The following is a 23,094-nucleotide window of genomic DNA, read 5'->3' on the forward strand; positions in this document are numbered from 1 at the left end:
CGCCACACTCCTAGCTACGACGTACTTTGATGCTACGTGGCTGGCTTCGAGTTGTGGAGCGTGTTCGCCACAGGGGAAACCCTGAGGAGTAATTCCAGGGCGGGCAGACACTGCTGAGCTTCCTCGAAGGGGAAAAAGTGCCCACCCTGGAAGGTGCGGAACTCCGGAAAGTCGGAGTACTCCTGCCAGCCGCGGACCACGGCAGGCGGCGCCAACGGATCATCTGTACCACCCCAGGCCACCAGCGGTACCGGCATCGGGAAGTCCCGGCGCGTTGACGTGTTCGGTCGGTAAGTGGTGATGATGCGCAGGTCGCTCCGCAAGGCGGGAAGGAACAGAGGGCGCATGGGACTGTTGCGCAACGCCGAATTAACTGCACCCACCGCTTCCAGGGCGTCAAGGAAGTCCTCATCACCGAGCTCAATAATCGGGGCGAAAACGTCCGCCGAAGAATTGTGGGGTGGCCTGCTGCCCATGACCAGCAGGCACTCCGGCAGCGGGGCGCCCCTGCGCAGCAATTCATAAGCGGCCTCGTAGGCAAGCAAACCGCCCAGGCTGTGACCGGCCAGAATGAAGGGCCGGTCCAGCGGCAGCCGGTCGGCGATGGCAGCGGCGAGGTTTTCCAGCGTGACCGTTACGCCTTTTTCTGCCAGTTGGGCCTGGATCAGCCTGACGTTGACCGGTTCCAGCACCATGGCCGCCCCTGCCGCCTGCGCCCAGGGACGGAAGGTGGCAGCTGATCCTCCGGCAGGCGGCAAACACAACACAACCGGTGATGCCGCTCCTTCCCGGGTGGCTGTATCGGTCACGATCATGCCGGTTGCCCACTGCGGAGGCCGCCGCTGGTTACCGCTTTCCAGGCCGCTGGGTCGTGCCCGGCCAGCAAGGCAGTGCCCACCAGGAGCGCCCTATAGCCGGCGGCCAGCAACCGCATCGCCGCCGCGGGTGAATCCACCCCGCTGGCACTGACCGGGCAGCTGCAACCGGCAGCCACAACTGCTTCGATCAGCCTTTCACTGCGGGCAAAATCCGCACCGCCCGTTTCCTTGCCCCGGATGTCCTTATTGTTCACCGCGATGATCACGTCCGCCGCATTCTCAATCGACCCAATCTCCTGTTCCGACACCACCTCGATGAAAGGCACCAGTCCCAGTTCCAAAGCCTGGTCCGCCAGGCTGTTGAGACCCTTCGCGGGCAGCAGTTGGGCAGTCAGCAGCACGGCAGAGACGCCAAGCTTCCGGGCGGACTCCAGCTGACCGCGCCGGGTTATGAAGTCCTTTTGCAGGATGGGCAGGTCAGTGATCGCCCGGACCTCACGGAGGAGGTCGTGGTCACCACCAAACCAGCGGCCGGTAACCACGGAGAGGCACGGCGCCCCGGCGTGGTGGTAAGCGGCTACAACGTCCGGCACTGACCGGCCATGCAGCAGGTCAGTACCGGCGGCGTCGTTTCTCTTGATTTCCATGATGAGCGGGCTGGGACCGGCAAGCACGGCGTCCATGAAGGCGTTCACAGCGCTGCTCCCGCGGGCACCCGGGCACCGGTGCCCAGCCAGGCCGCGCCGATGGATCCGATGTTCAGGGCGGAAAAGCTTCCGTCCGGGCCCCTCGTGGCGGAATCCGCATCCACCCCACGGAACGTCGGCAGGTTCCGGATGTCGGCGTGGGCCACCGCATTGCGCGCAGTGACCCCGCCTGCCACCAGGAAGGGCAAATTCAACTCGAGGGCAGCTGCCAGCAAGGCGTCCGGTGGAACCTCGCGCCCGGTGCTGCCCACCTTGCCGTCGGGAGACATTGCGTCAAAGATCGCGACGTCTGTTCCTGCCCTTTTGTAGGCACCGTAGTACGGCTTCTCGAGGCAGACGGCCCCCTGGAAATGCAGGACCTTGACGATCACCGCGTCGGCTGGGAGCAGGCTCCGCAACTGCGCCACCATTTTGGGCGTCTGAAAGGCGTGGAGCTGCACCCATCGGATGCCTGCCCGGTTCATGACTGCAGCCAATTCCATTGCGTCGGCGGTGAACGTGACCAGGCAGGGTTGCAGTCCGTCGATCCCTCGGCAGGCTTCTGCGAGTTCGACCAGTTCCTCGTCTGCCAGGGACCGGTCCGAGCCGGAAATCCGCCACCACAAACCTGCCAGAGTGGCACCACCGTCACGCAGAGCATCGAGCTCCCTGCTGGAGGTGGCACCACAGGCCTTCAACTGGAAGACGGTGCTCATTTCAGGCCGATCATCGAGGCGATGCGGTTGTATTGAAGCTCGTTGGTTCCGGAGTAGATTGATCCGGCTATGGAGTTCCGGACCTCTTTCTCCAGCCCGTATTCGGTAACGTAGCCGCGTCCGCCAAACACCTGTACGGCATCCAGGCTGGACGCGAGGTTGTAGCGGCTGGTCAGAAGCTTGGCGATTGACACTTCGCGGGTGGCCCTCTTGCCCTCGGAAATCAGCCGCGCGGCCTCATGCAGCCACATCCGGGAGGTGGAGGCCCCAATGGACATGTCCACGATCTTCTGTGAGACCTGCTGGTAACCGCCAATGGCCCGGCCGTACTGTTGCCTGGTGCGGGCCTGGTCGACGCACCTCGCAAGCCTGTTGGCCATCTCGCCGACGTTGACGATGAAGGAATACAGAATTTCCCGTTCCATCACGTGGTCCAGCACCAGGAAGCCGCCACCCACGCGGCCCAGTACATTTCCGGCCGGCACCCGGCAGGATTCAAGAACGACGTCGGCCATCGGTGACGTGCCCAAGCCCATTTTTTGCACGGGGTTCCCGGTGCTGAGGCCCGGCGTACCCGCCTCCACCAGGAAGGCAGTGATGCCAAGGGGGCCTGCGTTCTCTGCCGTTTTGGCGTAGATGACATACACATCAGCCAGCCCGGCATTGGTGATGAAGCACTTCCGGCCGTCCAGAACGTAATCCCCGCCGTCGCGTACCGCCGTCGCGCTCATCCTGAGGGCATCTGAGCCGCTCTCCGGTTCCGTGATGGCATGGGCGCCAATGAGTTCGCCGGAACACAGTCCGGGCAGATACTTTCCTTTGAGTTCGGCGCCGGCAAAGTCGTTAAGGGGTGTGGCCGAACTGGCCATGCTGGTCACAGCCGAAAATGCCAGGCCGCTGTCGCGGGACACTTCGCCCAGTATTTCCAGGGCGTCCATGGTTTCCCGGATGGACCGCCCGGCTCCCCCGTACTCCGGGTCAAACGGCATCGCCAGCAAACCGGTGGCCCTTAGCGCGTCCCATGACTCACGGTTGAAGGTTCCCAACCGGTCCTTTTCAATGTGGCCTTCGCTGATCTGGTCGCCCAGCGCACGGATTGCGGTGCCGACGTGATTGGCCCGCTCTGCAATTGCTGTCATGGTTGGTTCCTAATACGCAGAAAAGCCGGAAGAGTCGAGGTTGTGCGTCTCGTCCCCGCGGATGGGCGGATTGAACACGGAGATCAGCTGCATGTCTTCATGCTCCGATGCCTGGAGGTGGTGGGCATCGTGTTCGTTGAGCGCGTAGAGCACTCCTGGCACAATCTCGTGGCGGGTACCGTCAACTTCAACCACGGCTCCGGATCCGGAGATGCAGTAGCAGGCTTCCAGGTGCCGCGAGTACTTCAGCATGGAATTGGTTCCTGCTTTCACCACTGTGTGGGCAATGGCAAAGCCCATGCTGTCGTTTTCCACGAGAAGGCGGCTGCTGGTGCCGTTTCCCCAATTGACGGTGTTTACGTCTTCACGTCTGCGAATGAGCATGGAAGTTCCCTTCAGTGTGATTGATTGATGGAGGTGAGACTTTGTTGAGGAAAGCGTTGAATACCGGCCGCAGCCGGCCGGTGGCCAGCCCGTCCTCCACGGCAGCTACCGCTGCCGTGCCAATGATGGCGGCGTCCGCACCGATGGTGCCAAGCTGGTCGATATCCGCCCGGTCCCTCACCCCGAAGCCCACTGCGATCGCGGCCGGGCCGTAGGAGCGCAGTTCAGCAACAGTTTCCCGCAGCGCCGCATAGCCTTCGTCGGGCCGGCTCCCGCTGCGTCCGTACCTGGCCACCAGGTACACGTAGGCTGTGGCTGCCTCTGCTGCGTCCCGCAAGGTTCCGGGACGGGAAACAATGCTGTAGCACGTAGTCACCACGGGTATCCCTGCCTGTGCGGCACTTTCGAGGTAATTCTTGCGCAGGATGGGTGGCAGGGCGTGGATCAGGAGTCCGTCTGCGCCTGACTCTGCAACGTCTGCCAGGAAGGCGGCCATGCCGGGGGCTTTGACCGTGTGGCTCCAGTCGGCCAGGAGTACAATCTTCAGCCTGTGCAGATCCGGTTTGATCGAAGTGATGAAGCCCAGCACCTGTGCCAGAGTGATGCCAGAGTCGATTGCCCGGCTGGCGGACCTCCGGATCACCATGCCATCAGTAAACGAATCCGGAAAGGGCACAGCCAGTTCCAGGCAGTCGATGCCGGCCCTGTCCATGTCCAGCACCAGGTCCCGAAGCTGGTCAAGGGGTGGATCGCCGGCGTTGAGGAACAGCACGGTTCCCGGGCTGCTGCCGGTGTTGCTGAAAAAGCCCGTCATCGCCTGATCCCCTGCCCGGCCGTCGCGTTTTCCAGGGTCATCCGGCCGGCAAGGGCCAGTGCCAGCCCGGACCGGACACTGTCCATGGCCCCATCGAACGCGGCCCGCCAGCTTTGTTCCCTGCCGCCGGCCAGTAAAAGCGCGGCTGCATTCAGGCAGATGGTGTTTGTGACGGTCGGGTTGACGTTGCCACCCAGGGCCTCCAGGAAATGTTCGACGGCGGCGTCCGCAGCCACCGGTTCCAGGTCCGAAAGGTGCCCGCCTGCTTCAGTCACGGAACCGGGCTCGAGGTGTTCCACGGTGCCGTCCGGGCGATAGACGCTGTTCGCTGCGAAGCTCAACAGTTCATCAACGCCGTGATCATTGGACGTCACCCAGACCGGGTGTGGCCGGTGGACCTGGGCAAGCTCGCGGATGGTGGCCAACGGAGCCCTGGCCGACACTCCGGTCAGCTGGGCGCGTACAGGAACGTCGGCCAAGAACGGGCCCACCACATTCAGAAACTTTCCAAACGTCTTCATGCCTACCGGCACAATGACCCGTGCCAACCTGGCCAGTTCCTTCGGATAGACATACTGCCCGGCGAAAGCCAGCCCGAACGTGTCCAGGTGCCGCTCCGTTTCCGCACTGTCCGACGCGGTCACGATTCCGGCCCTGCCCAGGAGGTCCACGGAGCCGAGGGTGCTGGCATAGGACCGGGAGCCTGTCTTGATGATTGCCGCGCCGGTGCCCGCGGCAACGAACGCGGCCGCCGTCGAGATGTTCATGGTGGCCGGCCCGCCGCCCGTTCCCACGATGTTCACTGCGTCCCAGCCGGGGGTGTCCCGTGGTTCCGGTGCCAGGCTTTCGATGAACGCCAGGACTGTTGCCGTATCCGGGAGCCAGGTGGCCGCGGACGCCAGGATGCCCACCACTTCTGCCTGGTGGGCGCGGCCGGCGTGCACCGCAGCCCAGAGAGAAGACCAGTCCTCCGCGGAAACGCTCTCCTGCCTGCGTACCAGGGTTTCCAGAACCTGACCGGACATTGCTAGACCGTTGACTTGAGGGCGGCAGCCTTAAGGCCGGCCGCGGTAATGAAGCGGTCCATGGTGGCCAGGCTCCGAAAGTTCTCCGGGTCAAGGTCCTCGTCCCCAACGGACACGTCGAAGGTGGTCTCGATCCAGGCGATCATTTTCAAGAGGCCCAGGCTGTCGATGATTCCACTGTTCAGCAGGTCCATCTCCTCGGTGATCTCTTCCGGGTCCGTCCCGGGCAAAAATTCTTCGATGACGTAGGTGCGGATTTCGGTGATGGCGTTCATGGTGGTGCTCCTTTTTGAATGGGTTGCTTGGTTCAGGTATTCAGCTGGCTGCGTTGACGGTTTCCGGGAAGTACTCCCGTTGGGTCTGCAGCCTGTTGATCTTGCCGGTGGTGGTGAGTGGAAGGGCCGCGTCTGTGACCCTCAGCTGTGAGGGCACGGCAGTTCTGGGAAGAAGGCTGGCGCAGTGCTTGCGCAGTTCCAGTCCGGACACTGCAGATCCGTGTTTGCGTTCGACGACGGCGAGCAGCCGCTTCCCGCCGACCGGATCCGGAGCGGTCATCACGGCAGCTGCACCCACGTCGGCATGCAGCTTCAGGACGCGCTCAACCTCGGCAGTGTTGACTGCCACGCCACGGACTTTGACCTGGTGATCGGTCCGGCCCAGCAATTTCAGCCCGCCGTCGGGGTCGCGGCGGAAGAGGTCGCCGCTACGGAAGAACGTCCCGGGGCGCCCCAAATGACGGACGAATTTCCCTTCTGTCAGGGCCGGGTCAACGTAGCCGCCGGCCTGGAAGGGCGTGCGGACAAGAAGCTCGCCCTCTCCCGGACCCGTTACTTCGTAACCGGCATCGTCCAGCAGCAGGACGTCTACTCCCGCTATGGGCGCTCCGGCCGGCAGCTGAATGGGCAGTTCCTCTTCCGGCCGGACGCTGTGCATCAGGCTGTCGTTGGTTTCTGTGCAGCCGTACACGTTATGCAGGGTGGCCGCCGGGAAGAGCCTGCGCATGGCTATCAGGGTGTGCTGCGGGGCTTCATCACCGGTCAGGATCAGGTGGCGCAAAGCCAGGCTGCCCCTGTCCTGCCCGGCATCCGCCGCCAGCTGGAAAAACATGGGGACGCCCTGCACCACTTCTACCCGGTGGTCCACAAGTTGCTTCAGGACGTAGGCCCCGTCCACCGCTTTGGCCGGGGGAACCAGTACTACGGTCCCGCCGCGGGCCAGGGTAGTCCAGATGTCCAGCAGTGACAGGTCAAAGTTCAAAGGCGCCAGGCTTAGGACCGGGGTGCCGGGTCCGATTCCAAAGGCAGCGCCGGCCCAGGCGGTGAACTTATCAACAGCCTCGTTGTCGAGGGGCACGATTTTCGGCAACCCCGTTGACCCCGAGGTGGTCAGCATGAAGCAAGTGGTGGGGGCCACAGCCGGCCGGCGCTCCGGAGCCAGGAGTTCAATGCTGCGCGTCTGTGGATCCAGGATGGCCGTGCATCCCGAGCCTGCCAGGAGGCGGTTTCTGGTGGCCGCGGGGAGCAGGGGTGAAACAAGCAGGAACGGACGCTGCTGCCGCAGGCATTCCAGCACGGCCGCGATGGACTCGCTGCCCTTGTGCGCCAGGATTGCCACCGGTCCTGTCCCGGTCAACATCTCCGTCATTCCGTCCGCCAACAGCACCAGCTCGCCGTAAGTGATCGTGGCGCCGCCTTCCACAAGGGCTGCTTCTTCCGGCCATGCTGTTGCGTGCCCAAGAATTTGCTGTGCAAGGGCACTCATACGTGCTGCCCGTCCAAGGGAAGAATGCGGAGCCATCCCGCTTTGACGGCCAAACCGTGTGGCGTGCTGCAGGAGAAGGTGAAGGTGCCATCCTGGACCGTGGGCCGGTACGAGAACCGCAGCGGCTCGCCCGGCAGGATGGGGGTGGAGAACCTTGCCCCGAGGTCAACGATCCTGCCCGCGTCCCCGGCGCCGTAGTGGTCAGCGGCAATTTCGCAGCCCACCGCGATGCTGCTCATACCGTGGGCGATCGGGCCCGGGAATCCGGCTTGCCGGGCGGCTGCAGCGTCTGTGTGGATCGGGTTATGGTCGCCAGAGGCTTTGGCGTACGCTGCCACGAAGGCTTCCGTAGGCGTCACCTCGAAAGTAAAGGCCTCCCGGTCCGCCAGTGGTTTGGCCACCGGCGTCTGGCCGGGATTTCCGCCAAAGGAGTGGGGGTGCTGGTAGCCAACCACGAGCACTGTGGCCCTCAGATCCGTCACTGTTGCGCCGGCGTCGTCCGTTTGGCGGCAATTGATGGTGACGCGCGAACCCTGGGGTTCGGCGCGCACGGCAACCACATCAGCCCGGGTGGTGATAACGTCACCCGGCACCATGAGACGCACAGCACGCAGTTCCTGTTGCAGATGGACAATGCTCTTGGGGCCGGGAACCAGCTGGTCGATGAGCTGGTTGAAAGCGGGGTGGGAGACCGTGAAACCGTGCACCGGGCTTGCGGCCCCGTCTCCGCTGTTGAACAGCAAGGTCCGGGCAGCCGCCCGGTAGGCGCGGATGTCCTCGCCGGTTATTTCGGTGACGGTGACGACGCCCGGAATAGTTCCGGGCACTGTTTCCCGCTCAGCTGTTTCCCGCTCTGCTGTTTCCTGTCCTGCTGCTTGTTCTGCTGCCAGGATGCTCATGGCGCCAGCACCAGGCAAGCATTGTGTCCGCCAAAGCCGAAGGAATTGGACAGGGCAGGCAGCGCAGTGATTTTCCGTGGTTGGGTTTTCACGATATCCAGCTCGATTCCAGGGTCGGTGATGGTGTGGTTGGCAACTGGCGGTACAACCTCGTGACGCAGCGCCAGGAGGGTAGCAACAGCCTCAGCTGCCCCGGCGGCGCCGAGCAGGTGCCCGGTGACCCCTTTGGTTGCAGTGACCGGCGGTACGTCTTCGCCAAAGACGGCGTTCAAGGCATCAGCCTCTATGCGGTCATTCAGCCTGGTGGAGGTCCCGTGGGCGTTGATATGGCTGATCTCATCCGGTCCGACGCCGGCACCGGCAAGTGCCAACTGCATCGCCTTGCGGGCGCCAAGACCTTCGGGATGGGGCATGGCCAGGTGGTGGGCATCCGTTGTTGAGGCGTAGCCCAGCACCGAACCGTAGGCCCGGGCACCCCGGGCCCTGGCGTCCTCCTGGCGTTCCAGTACAACGAACGCCGCACCCTCTCCCATCACGAAACCATCCCGGTTTGCGTCGAAGGGCCGTGATGCCTCGCCCGGGCTGTGGTTGCGGGAAGACAGTGCACCAAGATTGGCGAAGGCCGCGAGGGTGACCGGCGTTACGGTTGCCTCGCAGCCGCCGGCGATGACAACGTCCACGACGCCGGCGCGGAGCAAGGCCATGGCGTGGCCGATTGCATCGGCACCACTGGCGCAGGTTGTGGCAATGGTGAGGGCGGGACCCATGATGCCCAACTTCATCGAGATCATGGCCGCTGCCGCATTCGGCATGGTCATCAGGGGCATCAGTGGGCTGACCCCCTGCGGCCCGGCAGCGTGGAACATGCCGCTTTGCTGGTCGCTGGTATGCCGGCCGCCCACGGCATTTCCGACTACCACAGCAGTGCGGACGGGATCCGTTTCCGGGGATCCCGCGTCATCAAACGCGTTCATGGCAGCCACCAGGGCGTACCGTGAAAACGGATCCAGACGGCGCAACTCCTTGGCGGAGATCCCGGCCGGAACGGCAGGCTCTTCTGCCCGGCAGGCCAGCCTGACGGCATGGCCGGCGAAGGCGGGCTCGTCGAGGTAGCCCGCCATGGACTTTCCGGCAAGCAATGCGTCCCAAAATGAGTCCACCGTATTGCCGGCGGGGGTAACCAGGCCTATGCCCGTCACCGCGATGGTCTGGCTGCCCATGATCCGCTTAGCCGCCGATCAGGCCGCAGCGCCGGGCAGCGCGCAGGAAACCGCGGGCGGCCTCATCGATAATTTCCGGTGAGTGGCTGGCGGTGATGGCGATGCGCAGGCGGGCAGTGCTTACGGGCACGGCCGGGGTGACCACAGGCAAACCAACGATCCCTTCATCGCGGCAGGCCGTGGCAAAGTCATAAGCCTCGAGATCCGTGCCGATGATGAGCGGAACAACGGCTGTCTCGCTTGCCCCGGTCTGCATTCCGGCATTGGACATGGTGGTCCTGAACCGCGCCGATTCCTTTTGGATGTGGCTGACCCGCCAAGGCTCCAGATCCAGAATGCGTACCGCTTCCAAGGCCGCTCCGGCCTGGGCTGGTCCCAGCGATGCTGAGAAGAGGAACGGCCGTGCCGCATAGCGGAGGTGGTAGATGAACTCGGGCGTTCCGGCCACCCAGCCGCCCATGGAGGGAATGCCCTTTGAGAGGGTCCCGAGCTTGACGTCTGCTCGCACCTCGTAGTTAAAGTGCTCCTCGATTCCCCGGCCCGTAGCGCCGATAACGCCCATGGCGTGGGCTTCATCCACCATCAGCAGCGCGCCGTGTTCGTCACAGACACGGCGCAGTGCAGGCAGTGGTGCGATGTCCCCGTCCATGGAGTACACGCTGTCGACAATGACCAGCCTGACTCCGGTGGCGGGAGCGTCCCGGAGCCGCCGGTCCAGGTGCTCAGGATCGTTGTGCCGGAACCGCGTTACCGTTGCGCCGCTGAGCTGGCAGCCGTCCACAATACTGGCGTGGTCGTACTTGTCGATGAAGACCTGGTCACCGGGGCCGCAAATGGCGCCCACGGTACCGACGTTGGCGGCGTAGCCCGAACTGAATACCAGCGCGGATTCACGGCCATTGAAGCGTGCAATTTCAGCTTCGAGCTCCTCGTGGAGCGGAGTGGTCCCGGCCAGTGCTCGCACCCCATGAGCGCCGGTACCGTAGGTGTCCAGCGCTTTTTTGGCCGCTTCGTTGACGCGGGGATCGCCGTTCAGTCCAAGGTAGCTGTACCCGGACATCATCAGCAGACGCTCGCCAAAAAGATCCACGAACGGCGTACCCGCCACCGGCACGTACGGCATGAAGCTGTTGCGGCGGTTGGGCTCGGATTCGAGTTCCTTCACGCGCCGGCGGGTGCCCTGGACTTTTGCGTCGAGTTTGTCCCTGGATGCGGATGCAAGGGTTGCAGTCATCGCGTGTGTCCTCCTGTTGAGACCGGACAAGCGGGGCCGGGACCATGAGTCCGGGCCGGGCAGAGCCGGTGTTTGCGGTTATGACTGTTGTAGGCCAGTCACCGCAACGCGAGCGCAACAGGTGTTTGTTCAGAGGCTGGCGGGCGTTCCTTCCACCCCAACGGACACAGGCTGCTTGCGGCGGTACTCCTGCGGGCTCACGCCATAGCGCTTCTTGAACGCGGTGCTGAAGCTGAACGGGCTGGCGTACCCTACCTGCCGGGAAATCGTGGTCAGCGTGAACTGCGGATCCGTCATGAGGTCTGCGGCTTTGGCCAGCCGCCACTGATTCAGGTAGGCCATGGGAGGTTTGCCCACACGTTCGTGGAAACGCCGGGCCAGGGATGCCCTGGACACGCCAACACTTCCGGCGAGCGAACTCACGGTCCAGGCCTTGTCCGGTGAGCTGTGTATGAGCCGGATGGCCTGCTGTACGGCCGGATCCCGCTCCGCGGTCAGCCAGTTGTGCTCGGCGTCGGATATTCCGGCCGTCCAGGTGCGGACGGCGCTGATGAGCAGCAGGTCAAGCAGCCGGTCCAGGACGCTGGCCTGGGCAACACCGTCCCGGTGGACTTCCTGCCTCAGGACGTCCACGATGGGGTTCCCGGCGGCGTTAACCAGCACATGTGGCGGCAGAGACGAGAGCAGGATATCCCCCACCTCGCCGCTGCTCCGGTACGTTCCCACCAACATCGAATCCCGGCCTGCGGCGTCGTTGCCCCAGGATCGCAGTCCCGTACTGAGGTCCTGGGCGAGGTCCTCACCATTGGCGCCGGAGCAGTTCTGGTCCACACCTATGAAGTAGCCGGGCCGTTCCTCCGGCTGGTCCGCGAGCACATAGGCTGAAGAATCCCGGATCAGCAGCAGGCTCCCCGCTTCCAACAGCACCGGGTCTCCGCCGCGCTGGGAAAAGTAAGCGGACCCCGTGAGCATGGCCACCACCGTCAACGGGGCATCGTCCTCAACCCGAATGGCCCAGGGTGGTGACATCTTGACCTGGAGCAGGAACGCGTTGCGGGCGCGGGGCCCGTCAAGGAAATCTGAAAGGGGATCCATAGGCCAATTCTAGACTGTCAGTTATGAAACTGACTGTTCAGATAATGGAAAGTCTCCGTTAACCACGTCACGCTTAGGTGGGACGGACGCCGCGCACCCCGTGGCACATCTGAGAACCAACTGATGACTAACGAGGAGGCAGCATGGCACGCACGCCCCGCCTGATAGCGCTGACCGCAGGACTTGGCTCCTGCGCAGTGGGCGCCGTCTACAGCGTCTTTTCCCTGAACGTGATGCCCGCGCTGGCCAAGCTGCCCGCCGCTGAGGCAATCGAGCGGATGCAGGAGTTCAACCGCAATGCCGTGCTGTGGCCGTTCATGTCGCTGTTCTTTGGCACCGCGGCCCTTAGCACCTACGTTCTGGCCAAGGAAGGCGGGCGAACCGGTACCGCCCCAGGGTCCAAGCTCCGGGCCGCAGGCGCAGGCCTGTATCTTGGCGGGTTTCTCCTCACTATCGCCTACCACGTGCCGCGGAACAACGCGCTGGAGCAGTTAGGCCCCGCATCGCCGTCAGCTGCTGCGTCCTGGGACGGCTTCCTTAACGAATGGACTGCCGGCAACCATGTGCGGGCAGCGTTGTCAGTAACCGCCGCCGGTGCCCTGCTGCTGTCGGCAGCGGGCCAACACCGCGCCACCTCGCAGACGGCGGTGGCCTCGGCAGCGGCTGCGGCCGCCGGCCGGAAATGATGCCTGAGCGGTTCACCGGCAGTGGAAATGAGGGATCCACACATGGACTTCAGCACCAGCAACATGAAAGACAGCAGCAGGTCAGCTGACTACGGATCGGACCAGTCCGTTACAGAATTAAGGCTTGCCGGTCCGGTGTGCCTGGTGGCCGCCGGCAAGCAGCCGGTGCGTCTTGCCAGTGCGCAAGCACAGGCCGCAGTGGCGCGGCTGGTGATGGACCGGCACGGCAACGGCACTACCCGCGAACAGCTGGCCGACGTCATTTGGCCCGAAGGACTCCCTGACACCTGGGCCTCGGCCATGCGCAGTGTTGTCAGCCGGATCCGGAGATTCCTGTCCATGTCCGCCGTCCCGGGCGCAGACCTCGTATCCCATGGCGGCCGGTACTACCTGCAGCTGCCGGCGGCGATCAGCGTGGATGTTGAGCAGGCGGAGAAGGAACTGGCCCAAGCCGGCAGCGGGGCGGACCAGGAGGATCCCGCCCGTGCATTGCGGCAGGCAGAGAACGCCGTCCGCTGCTTCCGCCGCCCGTTTCTTGCCAACCGGGAAGGCGACTGGGCAGCGCATGTCCGTCAGCACCTGGCAGACCGGGCGAACGACGCCCTGGAGCTTGCCTCCCGCGCCGCGCTGCTGGCGAATGAAATCGGTGCGGCAGTTTCACACTCGGCCGAACTCATCAGCCGGGCACCGCTTCGTGAAAGTGCCTACCGTAGCCTGATGAGCGCCAGTCTGGCGGCGGGAAACCGCGGTGACGCTCTCTCCGCCTACACCGCGCTGCGGCGGCTGCTTCGGGATGAACTCGGCGTGGACCCCTCCAAGGAAACCCAGCAGCTGTACTACGAGGTGCTCGGATCTGCCCCGGCACCTGCCGGAACACCTCCAAAAGCTGCCCAACGCCGTCGTCAGTTCATTGGCAGGGGCGAGGCGATGAAAACGCTGGACCGGGCCGTCAAGGCCAGCCGCGGAGGATCGGTGCAACTGGTTCTGGTCACCGGAGAGCCGGGGATTGGAAAATCCCGGCTGCTGCACGAATTTGGCCGGCATCTCAGCCAGTCCGACGTCGCCGTGATTCCTGTTCACTGCCAGGCCTATGCAAAGACACGATGTGCGTTAGCCAGCAGCCTGGCGGACGCGGCAGACGCCGCGGAACCCGGCTCTGTCCAGGCCCGCACCCGGAAGCGCCTCGGGCAGATCATTGCCGAAGGCGCCGGTGAACCGGAGCCGGACCACCGGGCGGCCGGTTTTGCTGCGGCCCTGACGGAAATGGTACTGGAGGTCGCCGCGAGTGAGCCCCTTGTACTTGTCCTCGATGACATAGATGCGGCAGACGCAACCACCCTGGAGGTCTTGCGCCGGCTTATCTTCCACACCGGCAGGCAGGTGCGGCTGACCCTGGCGGCGGCCGCTACCTCGCCCCGAAGTGCAGCCAGTTTTTTGCGCCACGGCCACGAACTGCCGCAGCCAAATTCGTGCACAGTCACCGAACTGCAGCCGCTCACCCCCTACGAGGTCCACCAGCTGGTTTCCAGCCTGCCCATCCAGGGATCGCGGGCGCTGCCGGGCATTGGACACCTGTTGGACCAGTCCGGCGGCAACCCCTTCCTGTTGACCGCTCTGCTTCCCGACCACCGGGCGGATGGTCCGCCAGAGGCCGGCGTTCCCCCTTTGGTTATTGACTACGTCCATGCCCGGACGGACAGTCTCGACGCCGATTCTGCCGCCTTGCTGCGTTACGCAGCGGCCCACGGTTCAGCTTTCGGCTTTGACGTTGTTGCCAAAGCCTACGGATCTCCCGAAACTGCCGCGCGCGCAATCGGAACCTTGGTGCGGTCCGGCCTCCTGGTGGATGACGTGGACAGCCACCAGGCCGCGGAACGGGACGGGCACTGGTACAGGTTCCGGCATGGGATCCTGCGGGAAGCCGTCTACGCCAGCCTCAGCACGGCGGAGCGCTTTGAAATCCATACCCGGCTGATCGGCATCATTCGGGAAGTGCACCGCGACGACCCTGAGGGCGGGATCCGCGAACTGGCTGATCAGTTGCTGGCCAAGAACCGGCTGGGCAGGGAGGGCCAGGCATCCCGCCTGCTGGAGACCGCAGATGCGTGCCGGGAAGCTGCTGCGGCGGCGGCGAAACGTGGCCACAGCAGTGAAGCCGTCCGCTTGTACCGGCAGGCCCTGGGGCTGGCAGGGCGCAGTGACACCCCGTTAAGGGCGAACACCCTGACCGCCCTGGGCAGACTCGAACTCATTTCCTCACCTGCCGACGGCATTGAGAACCTGCGTGACGGCACGCTCCTGGCCCTGCAATGCGGCGCGATCGAGACGGCTTTGGCCGGGGCCTGCGACCTGGCCGACCATCTGGCAGGGATTCCGCACCTGCGGGGCGAAGCCGCAGCGCTCGCTGATCTCGTCGCCGAAGACCTATCCCGGTTGCCGGTCGAGTCCTTGGAATCAGCGGCCATGGGACAGGTCCTGGGACGCTTTATGGCCAGGCTGAGCGTCTGGGGAACACGGCGCCCGCCGCTTGCCCTGGTGGAGCGCGCCATAGAAGCCCTGAGCAGGCAGCTTGCGGTCGCGGCTGCCCCGGAACGGGTTACGAACAGAGCTGCGCTTGCCGATGACCTGTGGCAGCTCGCCTCCGACGCGGGCTGTGATTCGGGAAAGCTCCTTGCTGCAGAGCACGGTGCGGCCGCCGCCGTCACGCTGGGCATGCCGGGTGACCTGGCTGTCTGGTCAGGCCGGCTCCGCGATGCCGTAGCAAGCCACAGCGACCCCGAGGAATTCAGGTACCTGACCGATGGCTTGGCGCTCATGATGCAGGTGACCAACGGAAGTGCTTCCCTTGGTGTCCGGAGTCGGCCGGGGTACGCGGGGTCCGGTTCATATGCTGTAAGGCCCGGCTCGGACGGCTTAGCGGGCAGCGGACCGGGGCCCGGCCGTCAACTGCTCATTGCCAGGTGGCTCCATGCCCCCTTCGGAAATTCAGGCGCGGGCCAGGAGGCAGCGCCCCAACCGGGAACACCTCATCCGGATGACCCTCCCGGTTACCGTTCCGACCATTGCCTCCGCAACGTCCTGGACGGCGAATTCGGAACTGCAAGGTTGAGGCTTCGCGGGCTGCTTCTTGCACCACTGGCCGCCCCGGACAGTGACGAGGCCATGCACTCACTGGCGGTCATGGCCATCACCGCCGCGGAACTGGCGGACCCGGTGGCTGCCAGCCGGATATTTGGCCTGCTTTCTCCCCTGCGCAACCTCGCGGCCTGCCACAGCGTGTTCAGCTTCGCCGGTCCGGTCTCCTACCATCTGGCCCGGCTGGCAAGGATCAGCCAAGATCTGGATCTGGCCCAGGAGTTGGCTACAGCATCGATCGCGAGCCTGTCCGCCGTGTCCGCCCGGCCGTGGGTGGCCCGGGCGCAACTGGAACTGGCCGCCACGCTGCAGATGCGTGGGAGGCCAGGTGAACGGCGGATTATCGAGGCCCTGCTTGCAGAGTCCGCCCGGCTGGTGCGTCAGCCGGGACCGATCGGTTATGCGCCTTCCGGATCATTGGATCACGCGCCTGCCGGTCTTGCTGGTGCTGTGCCCGTTGGTGTGCAGATGCAGCCGGGCTGACCTGCAGGCGCAGCGTGTCTACGCGGCGGACCCTGGACATCAAGAGTCCCAGTTCCTCCGATACTGCTGCCTCCGGCTGCGACGTAATAACTGAGAAGCCGGGAAGTGAGTCGTCCTGCAGCAGCCGCTCGATAAGGACCCGGCTGATATCGTCCAAAGCCCGGGGATCCGGTACGACGATGGTGGTGGGACCTTTCCGGGCGATGGACCGCAACCACGCTTCGAGTTCATCGATGCGGGCAAATCCGGACGCCACCGCCGGCTGCCAGGAAGCTCCCGTGCCTCGCCAACCGTGGGCGGGGTCCAACTGGGCCATCAGGTCCAGCAGCACGATGCCGCCCGGGGTGGCGGAGCGCCTGCGGTCTGCCCTTAGCACCACTCCGCCCCGCGCATGGGCCTGCAGCGCCAGCCCCGCGATGGCAGATTCGATGGAGCCGGGACCAGCCGCAGCGATCGCCAGCCGGGGAAACCGGCTGGCCGCAGGCGCGGCATCTCCGACTCCGCGCGAGCCCTCCTGGGAAGCATGCCGGCGGGCCCATTCGATGCACGGCGAAAAGTGGTATCTGCCGTCACCGGGCCGGGCCTGGATCCGGAAGACCGGACCGATATGCCCGGTTACGGTGTCCTGGGTGAGGATCAGTTCGAAGCCCGGGGTCAGCAGTGGGCCTGCCACCATGGCGGTGGAGCCGCAGATAACTGCTGATCCACAGGGTGCCGCCACCAGAAGGGCGCAGGCCAGACCGGCTGCGGCGGCTGCGTCCGCTGGATCCCCCTGGCTCCCCCAGCCATAGGCTGCGACGGCAAAGCAGGCCGCGACGCCATCTTCCGAGGCTGCGGTCATTAAACGTTCTACCGCCTGCACGGCATCGAAGCTGGTATCGAAATGTGCTGACGCCAGCTCCTGTCCGGGCAACTGTTCCGGGCCGGCTTCCACAACCGCGCCCAGCCGGGCTCCGGTGAAGGAGCCCAGCTGGGCGGTGAGCCATTGGAGTCCAGCCTGGTCGGTGCCGGCCAGGAGCATGGTTCCCGAACTCAGGGTGGTATCCATTGTCAGCGGCTGGCAGATCCGGCCGTTACTGCTTCGTCGGCCGTAGCCCAGACACCAGTGGCTGCCGCTTCGCGGGCAAACTCACTGAAGTCCTTGGGTTCGCGTCCCAGGGCCCGCTGCACACCGTCAGTCAGGGAGGCATTGCGCCCGTCCAAAATCAGGGTGAACAGATCCACGAAGTCGCGGGGCAGCCCCTCCTTGGCCAGGATGACTTCATACTCAGCAGCCGTTACGGGGCTGTAGATGACTTCCCGGCCGGAAGCGATGCTGATTTCGCGGGCCACCTCATGGAAGCCCAGGAGGCGAGGGCCGGAAAGCTCATATACCTGGCCGTCGTGGCCAGGTTCAGTCAAAGCAGCCACCGCGACGTCGGCGATATCGTCCGCATCGATGAACGGCTCCACAGCGTCTCCGGCGGGGATGGAAATGACACCCTCCAGGACCGGTCCCAGGAAGAAACTCTCATTGAAGTTCTGGTTGAACCAGTTGCACCGCACGATGGTCCAGGCAACCCCGGAATTCTGGACTGATTCCTCGCTGGCGAGGGCCCCGTCCTCTCCGCGACCGGAGAGCAGCACAAGTTTCTTGACGCCGTGGGCCACTGCAGCCGCGGAGAAATCGGCAATGAGCTCGGAAACGCCGGGGAAGGCCAGGTCCGGGTAGTACGTCACATAGGCGGCGGTGATGCCTTCCAATGAGGCGTCCCAGGTGGCGGGCTGGTCCCAATCAAAGGCCGGGTTGCCGGACCGTGAACCGATCCGGACAGGGATACCTTTTTCGGTGAGGCGTTCGGCCACGCGACGGCCGGTTTTGCCCGTTCCGCCGATGACGAGGATGGTGCCGTTATTGGTCTGGTCAGTTGCCGCACTGGGCTGGTTGTTTTCCATATCTCCATCGAACCAATCTCTAGCTCCGCCTGACATACGCTGTCCACTCACTTTCATTCGCTCCCGTATACGCCGGCCATGGCGTTGGCCGGCCGTTTACCAAGCATTTCCACAATGGCTTCCACAACCACGCCGGGAGCTTCGACGTGCACCATATGTCCCCGCCCGGGGACCTCGATGAAATGCGGCTGGAGGAAGCTGGCGGCACCACTGCGCATGATCGACGGCGGAACCACCCGGTCCTCGGATCCCACCATCAGGACAACGGGCAGGGTCAGCTGGGAGGCTTCATCCCGGAGGTCAATTCCCTGGATGAGGCTGAAGAACCTGCGTCGGACCGCAGGATCAACAGCGGCGAGGGACCGGGCTACAGCCGTACGCCCGGTGAACGCGGTGCCGGGGCCCATGGTGGCGGCCAGAATTCTCTCCGCGAGCGCAGGCACCCGAAGGGCGCGGGAAAACAATCCGCTGCCCATCAGGACGAGTTCGGGACCGGTTACCTCCTGGCCGTGTACTGCCGCCGCCAGCAACACCATTCCCTGCAGCTCAACGGCAGGTTCCGCCCTGGCTGCGAACAAAACGGCGGCAAGACCGCCGCCCGATTGACCAGCGAGGACCACGTCCTGCACGCCCCTGGACGCAAGGACCTCCGCCAGGTCGTCGGCCAGCCGGTGCAAGGACAGTGGCGCGGTGCCGGTCGTAGAGGCGCCGTGGCCTCGCAAATCCAGCGCCAGCACGCGGTGTCCTTCGGCCAGCAGCCCCCCGGACACTTCGTCCCATGCCTCTTTGCTGCCGCCCCAGCCATGGACCAGCAGGACGGCGGCACTTGGCACCGGTGACGTGGCGTCCCCGGCGTGAGGCCATCTGTCCATCACGGCCAGCTGCGCGCCGTCGTCGGCCTCCACGGTTCCTTCCCAGGACAGGAACGGTGGTTGGGCCTCCGTTCCTGTCCTGGTGGAACCACTGAGCAGGCCGTTGAGAACCTGGAAGGCGTGGAGGGTTCCGGCTGAGTGCTCGGCCCCAATGTCCTTGACCCTGGCCAGGGCCTTGAGCCAGCCCTGCGGGCTCGCAACGAAGTCCATGGCAAGAATGGTGCGGTTGTTCCCATCCGGCCGAAGCCGGAAAACACCCGTGCCGGAAAATGCGCCACTGACGTAGTCCATGGCGAGCAGTTCGCCGGGTACTGCCTGCGTGGTCCTGCCAGTAAACCGCAGGACCGGCCCTGGCTTGCCTGCACCATTGGGCCGGACCTCCATCTGTGTCAGGGCGCCCACTTCCCACGGCTCAAGGTGCATCGGAGTGAAGCTGTTTTTCTCCGCCCACCACTGGCGGGCACCGCCAAGTTCCGCCAGCAGGGCATCCCATACCTGATCCGGGGACGCGGAGATGACCGCCTGGTCCGTCAAGTTGTATTCGGCACTCATGGCATACCCTGCTTAGCCGAAGAAGTTCTGGCCGGGGGCAAAGAGATATTTGTCGTCGAATGCCTTCTTGTTGGTCTGGAGGAGAGTGAACTTGTTGCCGAAGTGACGGCGCCAGTCTTCCGCCGTCATCCGGGGTATGGCGCCGATGATGTAGCGCTTGCCGCCCATGGCGACCAGCCGGTCATACAGACGCCGGTTGCGTTCCAGCATCTCGTCGAAGCCGGTCACCTCCGGGCCGTGGAAGCTGAGCAGGTCAAAGAAGAAGACCGATCCGTCCGTGCTGTGCGGCAATACGAACATGGGGCTGGCAATTTTGGCCGGGTCCAGCGGGGACAGGAGGCAAAATCCGTCGCCAAGGTCGCCGCGGGTCAGTTCCGGCATGGTTGCGCTGATGAATTCCACAACCTTGTCGCCCGGGATGAGCAGGCTCAACCAGGGTTTCTTCTGCTCCCAGTGACCCGCGGACTTCAGGTATCCGGCAAATTCGTCAATGCGGAAAACCCAGTCACGGTAAGGCATGGAGAAAGATGAACGGAGTTCCCGGTTATCGCTTAGCCCGTCGAGGACATCGGCTGAGGGGCCCTGTTCCGGCGGGGTCAGGTAGGAGCCGAGCTCTATCTTGTACATCCACCCCGAATCGTCCGGGGTGCGTATCACTTCGCCGGACTGGTGGTCGTACAGGCGTGCCGCCATGAGCGTTTTCTGGTCCACCGTGTAGGCCTGGATGTCGTCGTAAAACAGGTTGGTGATGGTAGCGGTGCTCTTGACCGGGACCAGGTCGACCCGAAGCTTGGTGATGATGCCTGCTTGCCCGGCGCCGGCCATTGCCGCCTCGAAGTGCCCGCGGTTCCGGGTACGGGAGGCCCGGATAACATCACCGCGGCCGTCGACGATTTCGATTTCACTGATGATGTCACTCTGCAGTCCGTAGCGCTGCACGCTGGCACCTACGCCTCCCACCGAGACGGTGCCGCCAATGGAGAGGTGCAGGTAATCGGTCAGGGCAGGCACGGTCAGGCCGTGAGGCAGGGACGCGTCCACCAGCCGCGCCCAGGTGACGCCCATGTCAACCCAGGCCGAGCTGCCCGAGATTGAGTGGATGGTGGACAGTCCCTGGGCGTCAATCTGCAGGCCGCCCTGGGTGAGCGCCTGGCCGTAGTTGGAGTGGGATTCCGTCTCCGAGTTGTCGCCGCTTTGGCCGTTGACAGAGACCTTGATTCTCTTGTCCCGTGCATAGCGGACCATCAGCTGGATGTCGCGGACAGATCCCGGACGCAGCACAGCTGCTGGAAGGGCCGTGGTGAAACGGCCGAAGTCCTGGGAGAACCCGGACCGGGCGGCGTTGGACAGTTCGAGGGTGCCGTCCAGCGGCGGTGTCCGGGAAATGTCCGAGGCCTGCGCGGTGTCGGTGGCCCAGGCGGCCTGGGAGGCGCTCCAGCCCACGACGGCGACTGCGGCACCTTTGAGCAGGGTACGGCGGGCAAATGATGAGGTTGACATGGAAATCCTTCTGTTTGGTCTTAGATGGCTTGCTGGTTGGGAGGTGATGAGGCTGCAGGCGGTAACGGCGCGGGTCAGTTGGTGGAAGCGGCCACAACGACGGCCGGGCGGACACCGGCGCCGGCCGTGAGGCGGTAGTCACTCGCCTTGAACGTTGAGGTGTGCTTGCGGAACAACCAGGTGTAGGTAGGCCAAATGGAGGGGTTTTCGCCGTTGCTGTCCTGGTACCAGGACACGCAGTTCCCGGCAGACCAGACTGTTCCCTCGAAACGCTTGTTCAGCCAGTCCTTGTACCGGGACTGCGCCTGCGGCAGGACGTCCACCGAGCTGAGACCACGCTTGTCCATGGTCCTCATTGCTGATACCAGGTACTCAAGCTGGGCCTCGATCATAACCGTCTGTGCGGAGTGTCCGAGCGCCGTATTGGGCCCGAGCAGCATGAAGAGGTTGGGAAACCCGGAAACAGTGGTGCCCGCGTAGGCGGACATCCGCTCGGACCAGGCCTGGGCGAGTGACGTTCCGTTGGCTCCTTCGATGAGTTTGGCAACCGGCCGCTCCACTGCCTGGAAGCCGGTGGCCAGAATAATGACGTCCGCGGGCCGCTCCTTGCCGCCGCTGACCACCAATCCTGAACGGATCTCCTCGACTCCGCCGCCGATGGTGCTCACGTTCGGCTGGGTGATGGCCGGGTAGTAGTCGTTGGAGAAGAGGATCCTTTTGCAGCCCACGGTGTAAGAGGGAGTCAGAACCTCCCGGAGTTCCGGATCCTGCACCTGCTTGTGCAGGTGTCCCAGCGCAGAGCCCTGCAGTGTCTTCTGCATCATGGCGGGCCTGGCCATCATGAACGCAAGGATCTCCCTGCCCCACATGTTGAAGTTCCGCCGGAAGTTCTGGTACCCGGGAAGGTTGCGTCGCATCCACAGCTGCGTTGCCGGGATCTTGCGGTCCGGCTTGGGCGCAATCCAGGCCGCAGTGCGCTGGTAAATGTCCAAAGCGGCCACCTGCGGCTGGATTTTGGGAATGAACTGGATGGCCGAGGCGCCAGTGCCGATGACCGCCACGCGCTTACCCGTCAGATCCAGGTCGTGGTTCCAGCGTGAGGAATGGAAGACCTCACCCGTGAAGCTGGCGAGGCCCTTGATATCCGGCAGCACCGGATCACTGAGGTAGCCGGTTCCTGTCACCAGGAGGGTGGCGGTGTACTCGCCTCTGGACGTTGTCAACCGCCACAACTGGGCTGTTTCGTCCCAGCGGGCAGCTTCCAGGGCGTGGTTGAAGCGGATCCGGTCACGCACGCCGAACTTCTGCGCGCAATCGAGAAGATACTGGAAAATCTCGTCGCGTTTACCGAAAGTGGTGCTCCACTCGGTGTTCTGCGCGAACGAGTAGGAGTACAACAGCGACATCACATCGCAGGCGCAGCCCGGATAGCTGTTGTCCCGCCAGGTACCACCGAGCTCATCCGCCCGTTCAAAAACCAGGTAGTCGCCCAGCCCTTCCTGCTCCAACCTGATGGCAGCGCCGAGGCCCGAGAAACCGGCGCCGATAATGGCTACCCGAACATGTGGAGTGTTACCTCCTCCGGTGCTGTTTCCGTCCAGGACACCCTGAGCCTGTTGCTCGTCGTACGTCGTCATGGTTTGCCTCTCGTTGTGGTGGATGGCCTGTTTCCATCCCTCTGGCCTGTGAAGAGGCTGACGGCTCGCCGCAAGAGAAGCGCAACGCCATCGCATGCCGGGCCCGGCAGGCTGCACCGGAAGCGGCGTTGCGCCTGCGTTGCGCTCCGATAGTTTGCTGGTCCCGGACCTGCTGCCGTACCACGTGCCGCGGCCGGCCTTCGTCCACGGACAGAACCAATCACAAGGAGAACCACCATGAACATTCCTGCCCTCGAAGACCTGGTCAGCCAGCTCGAATCCGTTTCCGGCGCCCAGGAAATTGATCCGAACGTACCCCTCATGCAGATTCCCGACGTCGATTCGATGGACCTCATGGAATGGCTCTACAGCTTCCAGAACGACTTCCCGGACATCAAGGCAGACGCCGCATTGTTTGAGAACGAGGATGGCAAGACCACCCTGAAGCTGGTTCACGACCGCCTCCTGGCAGTAGCCGGCGCTCCGGTTTCAGCCCGCTGACC

General features: G+C 64.2%; 20 protein-coding genes. 3 read left to right on the forward strand and 17 right to left on the reverse strand.

Annotated elements, in window-relative coordinates:
- Positions 1-32 precede the first annotated feature (32 nt).
- From AC50X5_RS07985 to AC50X5_RS08045, 13 genes are all read right to left on the reverse strand, one after another.
- Positions 33-815: a thioesterase II family protein gene (locus AC50X5_RS07985; RefSeq protein ID WP_494975562.1), complete on the reverse strand. Its 783-nt coding sequence runs from the start codon at positions 813-815 to the stop codon at positions 33-35.
- Positions 812-1,513, reverse strand: coding sequence for a beta/alpha barrel domain-containing protein (locus tag AC50X5_RS07990; RefSeq protein WP_494975563.1), 702 nt, complete (start codon positions 1,511-1,513; stop codon positions 812-814). Before AC50X5_RS07990 ends, AC50X5_RS07985 begins: the two co-directional genes overlap by 4 nt.
- Entirely contained in the window at positions 1,510-2,220 is a 711-nt protein-coding gene (trpF, locus tag AC50X5_RS07995; RefSeq protein WP_494975564.1) for a phosphoribosylanthranilate isomerase, read from the reverse strand. The genes AC50X5_RS07990 and trpF overlap by 4 nt, the downstream gene beginning before the upstream one ends.
- On the reverse strand, positions 2,217-3,359 hold the full coding sequence (locus tag AC50X5_RS08000; protein ID WP_494975565.1) for an acyl-CoA dehydrogenase family protein: 1,143 nt from the start codon (positions 3,357-3,359) through the stop codon (positions 2,217-2,219). Before AC50X5_RS08000 ends, trpF begins: the two co-directional genes overlap by 4 nt.
- Positions 3,360-3,368: 9 nt before the next feature.
- Positions 3,369-3,743, reverse strand: a complete 375-nt coding sequence (locus tag AC50X5_RS08005; protein WP_493983615.1) for an ectoine synthase — start codon at positions 3,741-3,743, stop codon at positions 3,369-3,371.
- Positions 3,724-4,557 carry a tryptophan synthase subunit alpha gene (trpA, locus tag AC50X5_RS08010; protein WP_494975566.1) on the reverse strand — a complete coding sequence of 278 codons (834 nt, stop codon included), beginning with the start codon at positions 4,555-4,557 and terminating at the stop codon, positions 3,724-3,726. The genes AC50X5_RS08005 and trpA overlap by 20 nt, the downstream gene beginning before the upstream one ends.
- A complete protein-coding gene (locus tag AC50X5_RS08015) occupies positions 4,554-5,582 on the reverse strand; it encodes a hypothetical protein (protein WP_494975567.1) in 1,029 nt (342 codons plus the stop codon). The genes trpA and AC50X5_RS08015 overlap by 4 nt, the downstream gene beginning before the upstream one ends.
- Before the next feature lie 2 nt (positions 5,583-5,584).
- Positions 5,585-5,857 (reverse strand): acyl carrier protein, encoded by a 273-nt coding sequence (locus tag AC50X5_RS08020; RefSeq protein ID WP_493983612.1) that lies wholly within the window; start codon positions 5,855-5,857, stop codon positions 5,585-5,587.
- 40 nt (positions 5,858-5,897) lie between these two features.
- On the reverse strand, positions 5,898-7,343 hold the full coding sequence (locus AC50X5_RS08025; RefSeq protein WP_494975568.1) for an AMP-binding protein: 1,446 nt from the start codon (positions 7,341-7,343) through the stop codon (positions 5,898-5,900).
- Complete coding sequence (locus AC50X5_RS08030; RefSeq protein ID WP_494975569.1) at positions 7,340-8,242, reverse strand: MaoC/PaaZ C-terminal domain-containing protein; 903 nt, start codon at positions 8,240-8,242, stop codon at positions 7,340-7,342. The genes AC50X5_RS08025 and AC50X5_RS08030 overlap by 4 nt, the downstream gene beginning before the upstream one ends.
- Complete coding sequence (locus AC50X5_RS08035; RefSeq protein WP_494975570.1) at positions 8,239-9,462, reverse strand: beta-ketoacyl-[acyl-carrier-protein] synthase family protein; 1,224 nt, start codon at positions 9,460-9,462, stop codon at positions 8,239-8,241. The genes AC50X5_RS08030 and AC50X5_RS08035 overlap by 4 nt, the downstream gene beginning before the upstream one ends.
- 7 nt (positions 9,463-9,469) lie before the next feature.
- Entirely contained in the window at positions 9,470-10,696 is a 1,227-nt protein-coding gene (locus AC50X5_RS08040) for an aminotransferase class I/II-fold pyridoxal phosphate-dependent enzyme (RefSeq protein WP_494975571.1), read from the reverse strand.
- Between the two features lie 129 nt (positions 10,697-10,825).
- Positions 10,826-11,791, reverse strand: a complete 966-nt coding sequence (locus AC50X5_RS08045) for an AraC family transcriptional regulator (RefSeq protein WP_494975572.1) — start codon at positions 11,789-11,791, stop codon at positions 10,826-10,828.
- A 143-nt stretch (positions 11,792-11,934) separates the two neighbouring features.
- On the opposite strand from AC50X5_RS08045, the gene AC50X5_RS08050 reads away from it, so the two are divergent.
- Positions 11,935-12,477, forward strand: a complete 543-nt coding sequence (locus AC50X5_RS08050) for an anthrone oxygenase family protein (RefSeq protein WP_494975573.1) — start codon at positions 11,935-11,937, stop codon at positions 12,475-12,477.
- A 42-nt stretch (positions 12,478-12,519) separates the two neighbouring features.
- Positions 12,520-16,095, forward strand: coding sequence for an ATP-binding protein (locus AC50X5_RS08055; RefSeq protein ID WP_494975574.1), 3,576 nt, complete (start codon positions 12,520-12,522; stop codon positions 16,093-16,095).
- Positions 16,096-17,145: 1,050 nt separating this feature from the next.
- Here the strand turns inward: AC50X5_RS08055 and AC50X5_RS08060 are convergent.
- The 4 genes from AC50X5_RS08060 to AC50X5_RS08075 form a co-directional block, all read right to left on the reverse strand.
- On the reverse strand, positions 17,146-18,030 hold the full coding sequence (locus AC50X5_RS08060) for an NAD(P)H-binding protein (RefSeq protein ID WP_494975575.1): 885 nt from the start codon (positions 18,028-18,030) through the stop codon (positions 17,146-17,148).
- A 53-nt stretch (positions 18,031-18,083) separates the two neighbouring features.
- Complete coding sequence (locus tag AC50X5_RS08065; protein WP_494975576.1) at positions 18,084-19,454, reverse strand: alpha/beta fold hydrolase; 1,371 nt, start codon at positions 19,452-19,454, stop codon at positions 18,084-18,086.
- Between the two features lie 12 nt (positions 19,455-19,466).
- Positions 19,467-20,954 (reverse strand): FAD-binding protein, encoded by a 1,488-nt coding sequence (locus AC50X5_RS08070; RefSeq protein ID WP_494975577.1) that lies wholly within the window; start codon positions 20,952-20,954, stop codon positions 19,467-19,469.
- A gap of 74 nt (positions 20,955-21,028) precedes the next feature.
- Entirely contained in the window at positions 21,029-22,591 is a 1,563-nt protein-coding gene (locus AC50X5_RS08075; protein WP_494975578.1) for a flavin-containing monooxygenase, read from the reverse strand.
- A 237-nt stretch (positions 22,592-22,828) separates the two neighbouring features.
- On the opposite strand from AC50X5_RS08075, the gene AC50X5_RS08080 reads away from it, so the two are divergent.
- Positions 22,829-23,092 carry a hypothetical protein gene (locus AC50X5_RS08080; protein WP_493983599.1) on the forward strand — a complete coding sequence of 88 codons (264 nt, stop codon included), beginning with the start codon at positions 22,829-22,831 and terminating at the stop codon, positions 23,090-23,092.
- The last annotated feature ends 2 nt before the right edge of the window (positions 23,093-23,094 follow it).

This window comes from Pseudarthrobacter sp. MDT1-40-2, from assembly GCF_059383595.1.

Excerpts from the sequence above, each read along its gene's own strand:
- AC50X5_RS07985 (WP_494975562.1), bottom strand. The coding sequence starts at position 815 with ATGATCGTGACCGATACAGCCACCCGGGAAGGAGCGGCATCACCGGTT.
- AC50X5_RS08040 (WP_494975571.1), bottom strand. The coding sequence starts at position 10,696 with ATGACTGCAACCCTTGCATCCGCATCCAGGGACAAACTCGACGCAAAA.
- AC50X5_RS08070 (WP_494975577.1), bottom strand. The coding sequence starts at position 20,954 with ATGTCAACCTCATCATTTGCCCGCCGTACCCTGCTCAAAGGTGCCGCA.
- AC50X5_RS08080 (WP_493983599.1), top strand. The coding sequence starts at position 22,829 with ATGAACATTCCTGCCCTCGAAGACCTGGTCAGCCAGCTCGAATCCGTT.
- AC50X5_RS08055 (WP_494975574.1), top strand. The coding sequence starts at position 12,520 with ATGGACTTCAGCACCAGCAACATGAAAGACAGCAGCAGGTCAGCTGAC.
- AC50X5_RS08030 (WP_494975569.1), bottom strand. The coding sequence starts at position 8,242 with ATGAGCATCCTGGCAGCAGAACAAGCAGCAGGACAGGAAACAGCAGAG.
- AC50X5_RS08050 (WP_494975573.1), top strand. The coding sequence starts at position 11,935 with ATGGCACGCACGCCCCGCCTGATAGCGCTGACCGCAGGACTTGGCTCC.
- AC50X5_RS08035 (WP_494975570.1), bottom strand. The coding sequence starts at position 9,462 with ATGGGCAGCCAGACCATCGCGGTGACGGGCATAGGCCTGGTTACCCCC.
- AC50X5_RS08005 (WP_493983615.1), bottom strand. The coding sequence starts at position 3,743 with ATGCTCATTCGCAGACGTGAAGACGTAAACACCGTCAATTGGGGAAAC.
- AC50X5_RS08045 (WP_494975572.1), bottom strand. The coding sequence starts at position 11,791 with ATGGATCCCCTTTCAGATTTCCTTGACGGGCCCCGCGCCCGCAACGCG.
- AC50X5_RS08065 (WP_494975576.1), bottom strand. The coding sequence starts at position 19,454 with ATGAGTGCCGAATACAACTTGACGGACCAGGCGGTCATCTCCGCGTCC.
- AC50X5_RS08015 (WP_494975567.1), bottom strand. The coding sequence starts at position 5,582 with ATGTCCGGTCAGGTTCTGGAAACCCTGGTACGCAGGCAGGAGAGCGTT.
- trpA (WP_494975566.1), bottom strand. The coding sequence starts at position 4,557 with ATGACGGGCTTTTTCAGCAACACCGGCAGCAGCCCGGGAACCGTGCTG.
- AC50X5_RS08000 (WP_494975565.1), bottom strand. The coding sequence starts at position 3,359 with ATGACAGCAATTGCAGAGCGGGCCAATCACGTCGGCACCGCAATCCGT.
- AC50X5_RS08020 (WP_493983612.1), bottom strand. The coding sequence starts at position 5,857 with ATGAACGCCATCACCGAAATCCGCACCTACGTCATCGAAGAATTTTTG.
- AC50X5_RS08025 (WP_494975568.1), bottom strand. The coding sequence starts at position 7,343 with ATGAGTGCCCTTGCACAGCAAATTCTTGGGCACGCAACAGCATGGCCG.
- AC50X5_RS08075 (WP_494975578.1), bottom strand. The coding sequence starts at position 22,591 with ATGACGACGTACGACGAGCAACAGGCTCAGGGTGTCCTGGACGGAAAC.
- AC50X5_RS08060 (WP_494975575.1), bottom strand. The coding sequence starts at position 18,030 with ATGGAAAACAACCAGCCCAGTGCGGCAACTGACCAGACCAATAACGGC.
- trpF (WP_494975564.1), bottom strand. The coding sequence starts at position 2,220 with ATGAGCACCGTCTTCCAGTTGAAGGCCTGTGGTGCCACCTCCAGCAGG.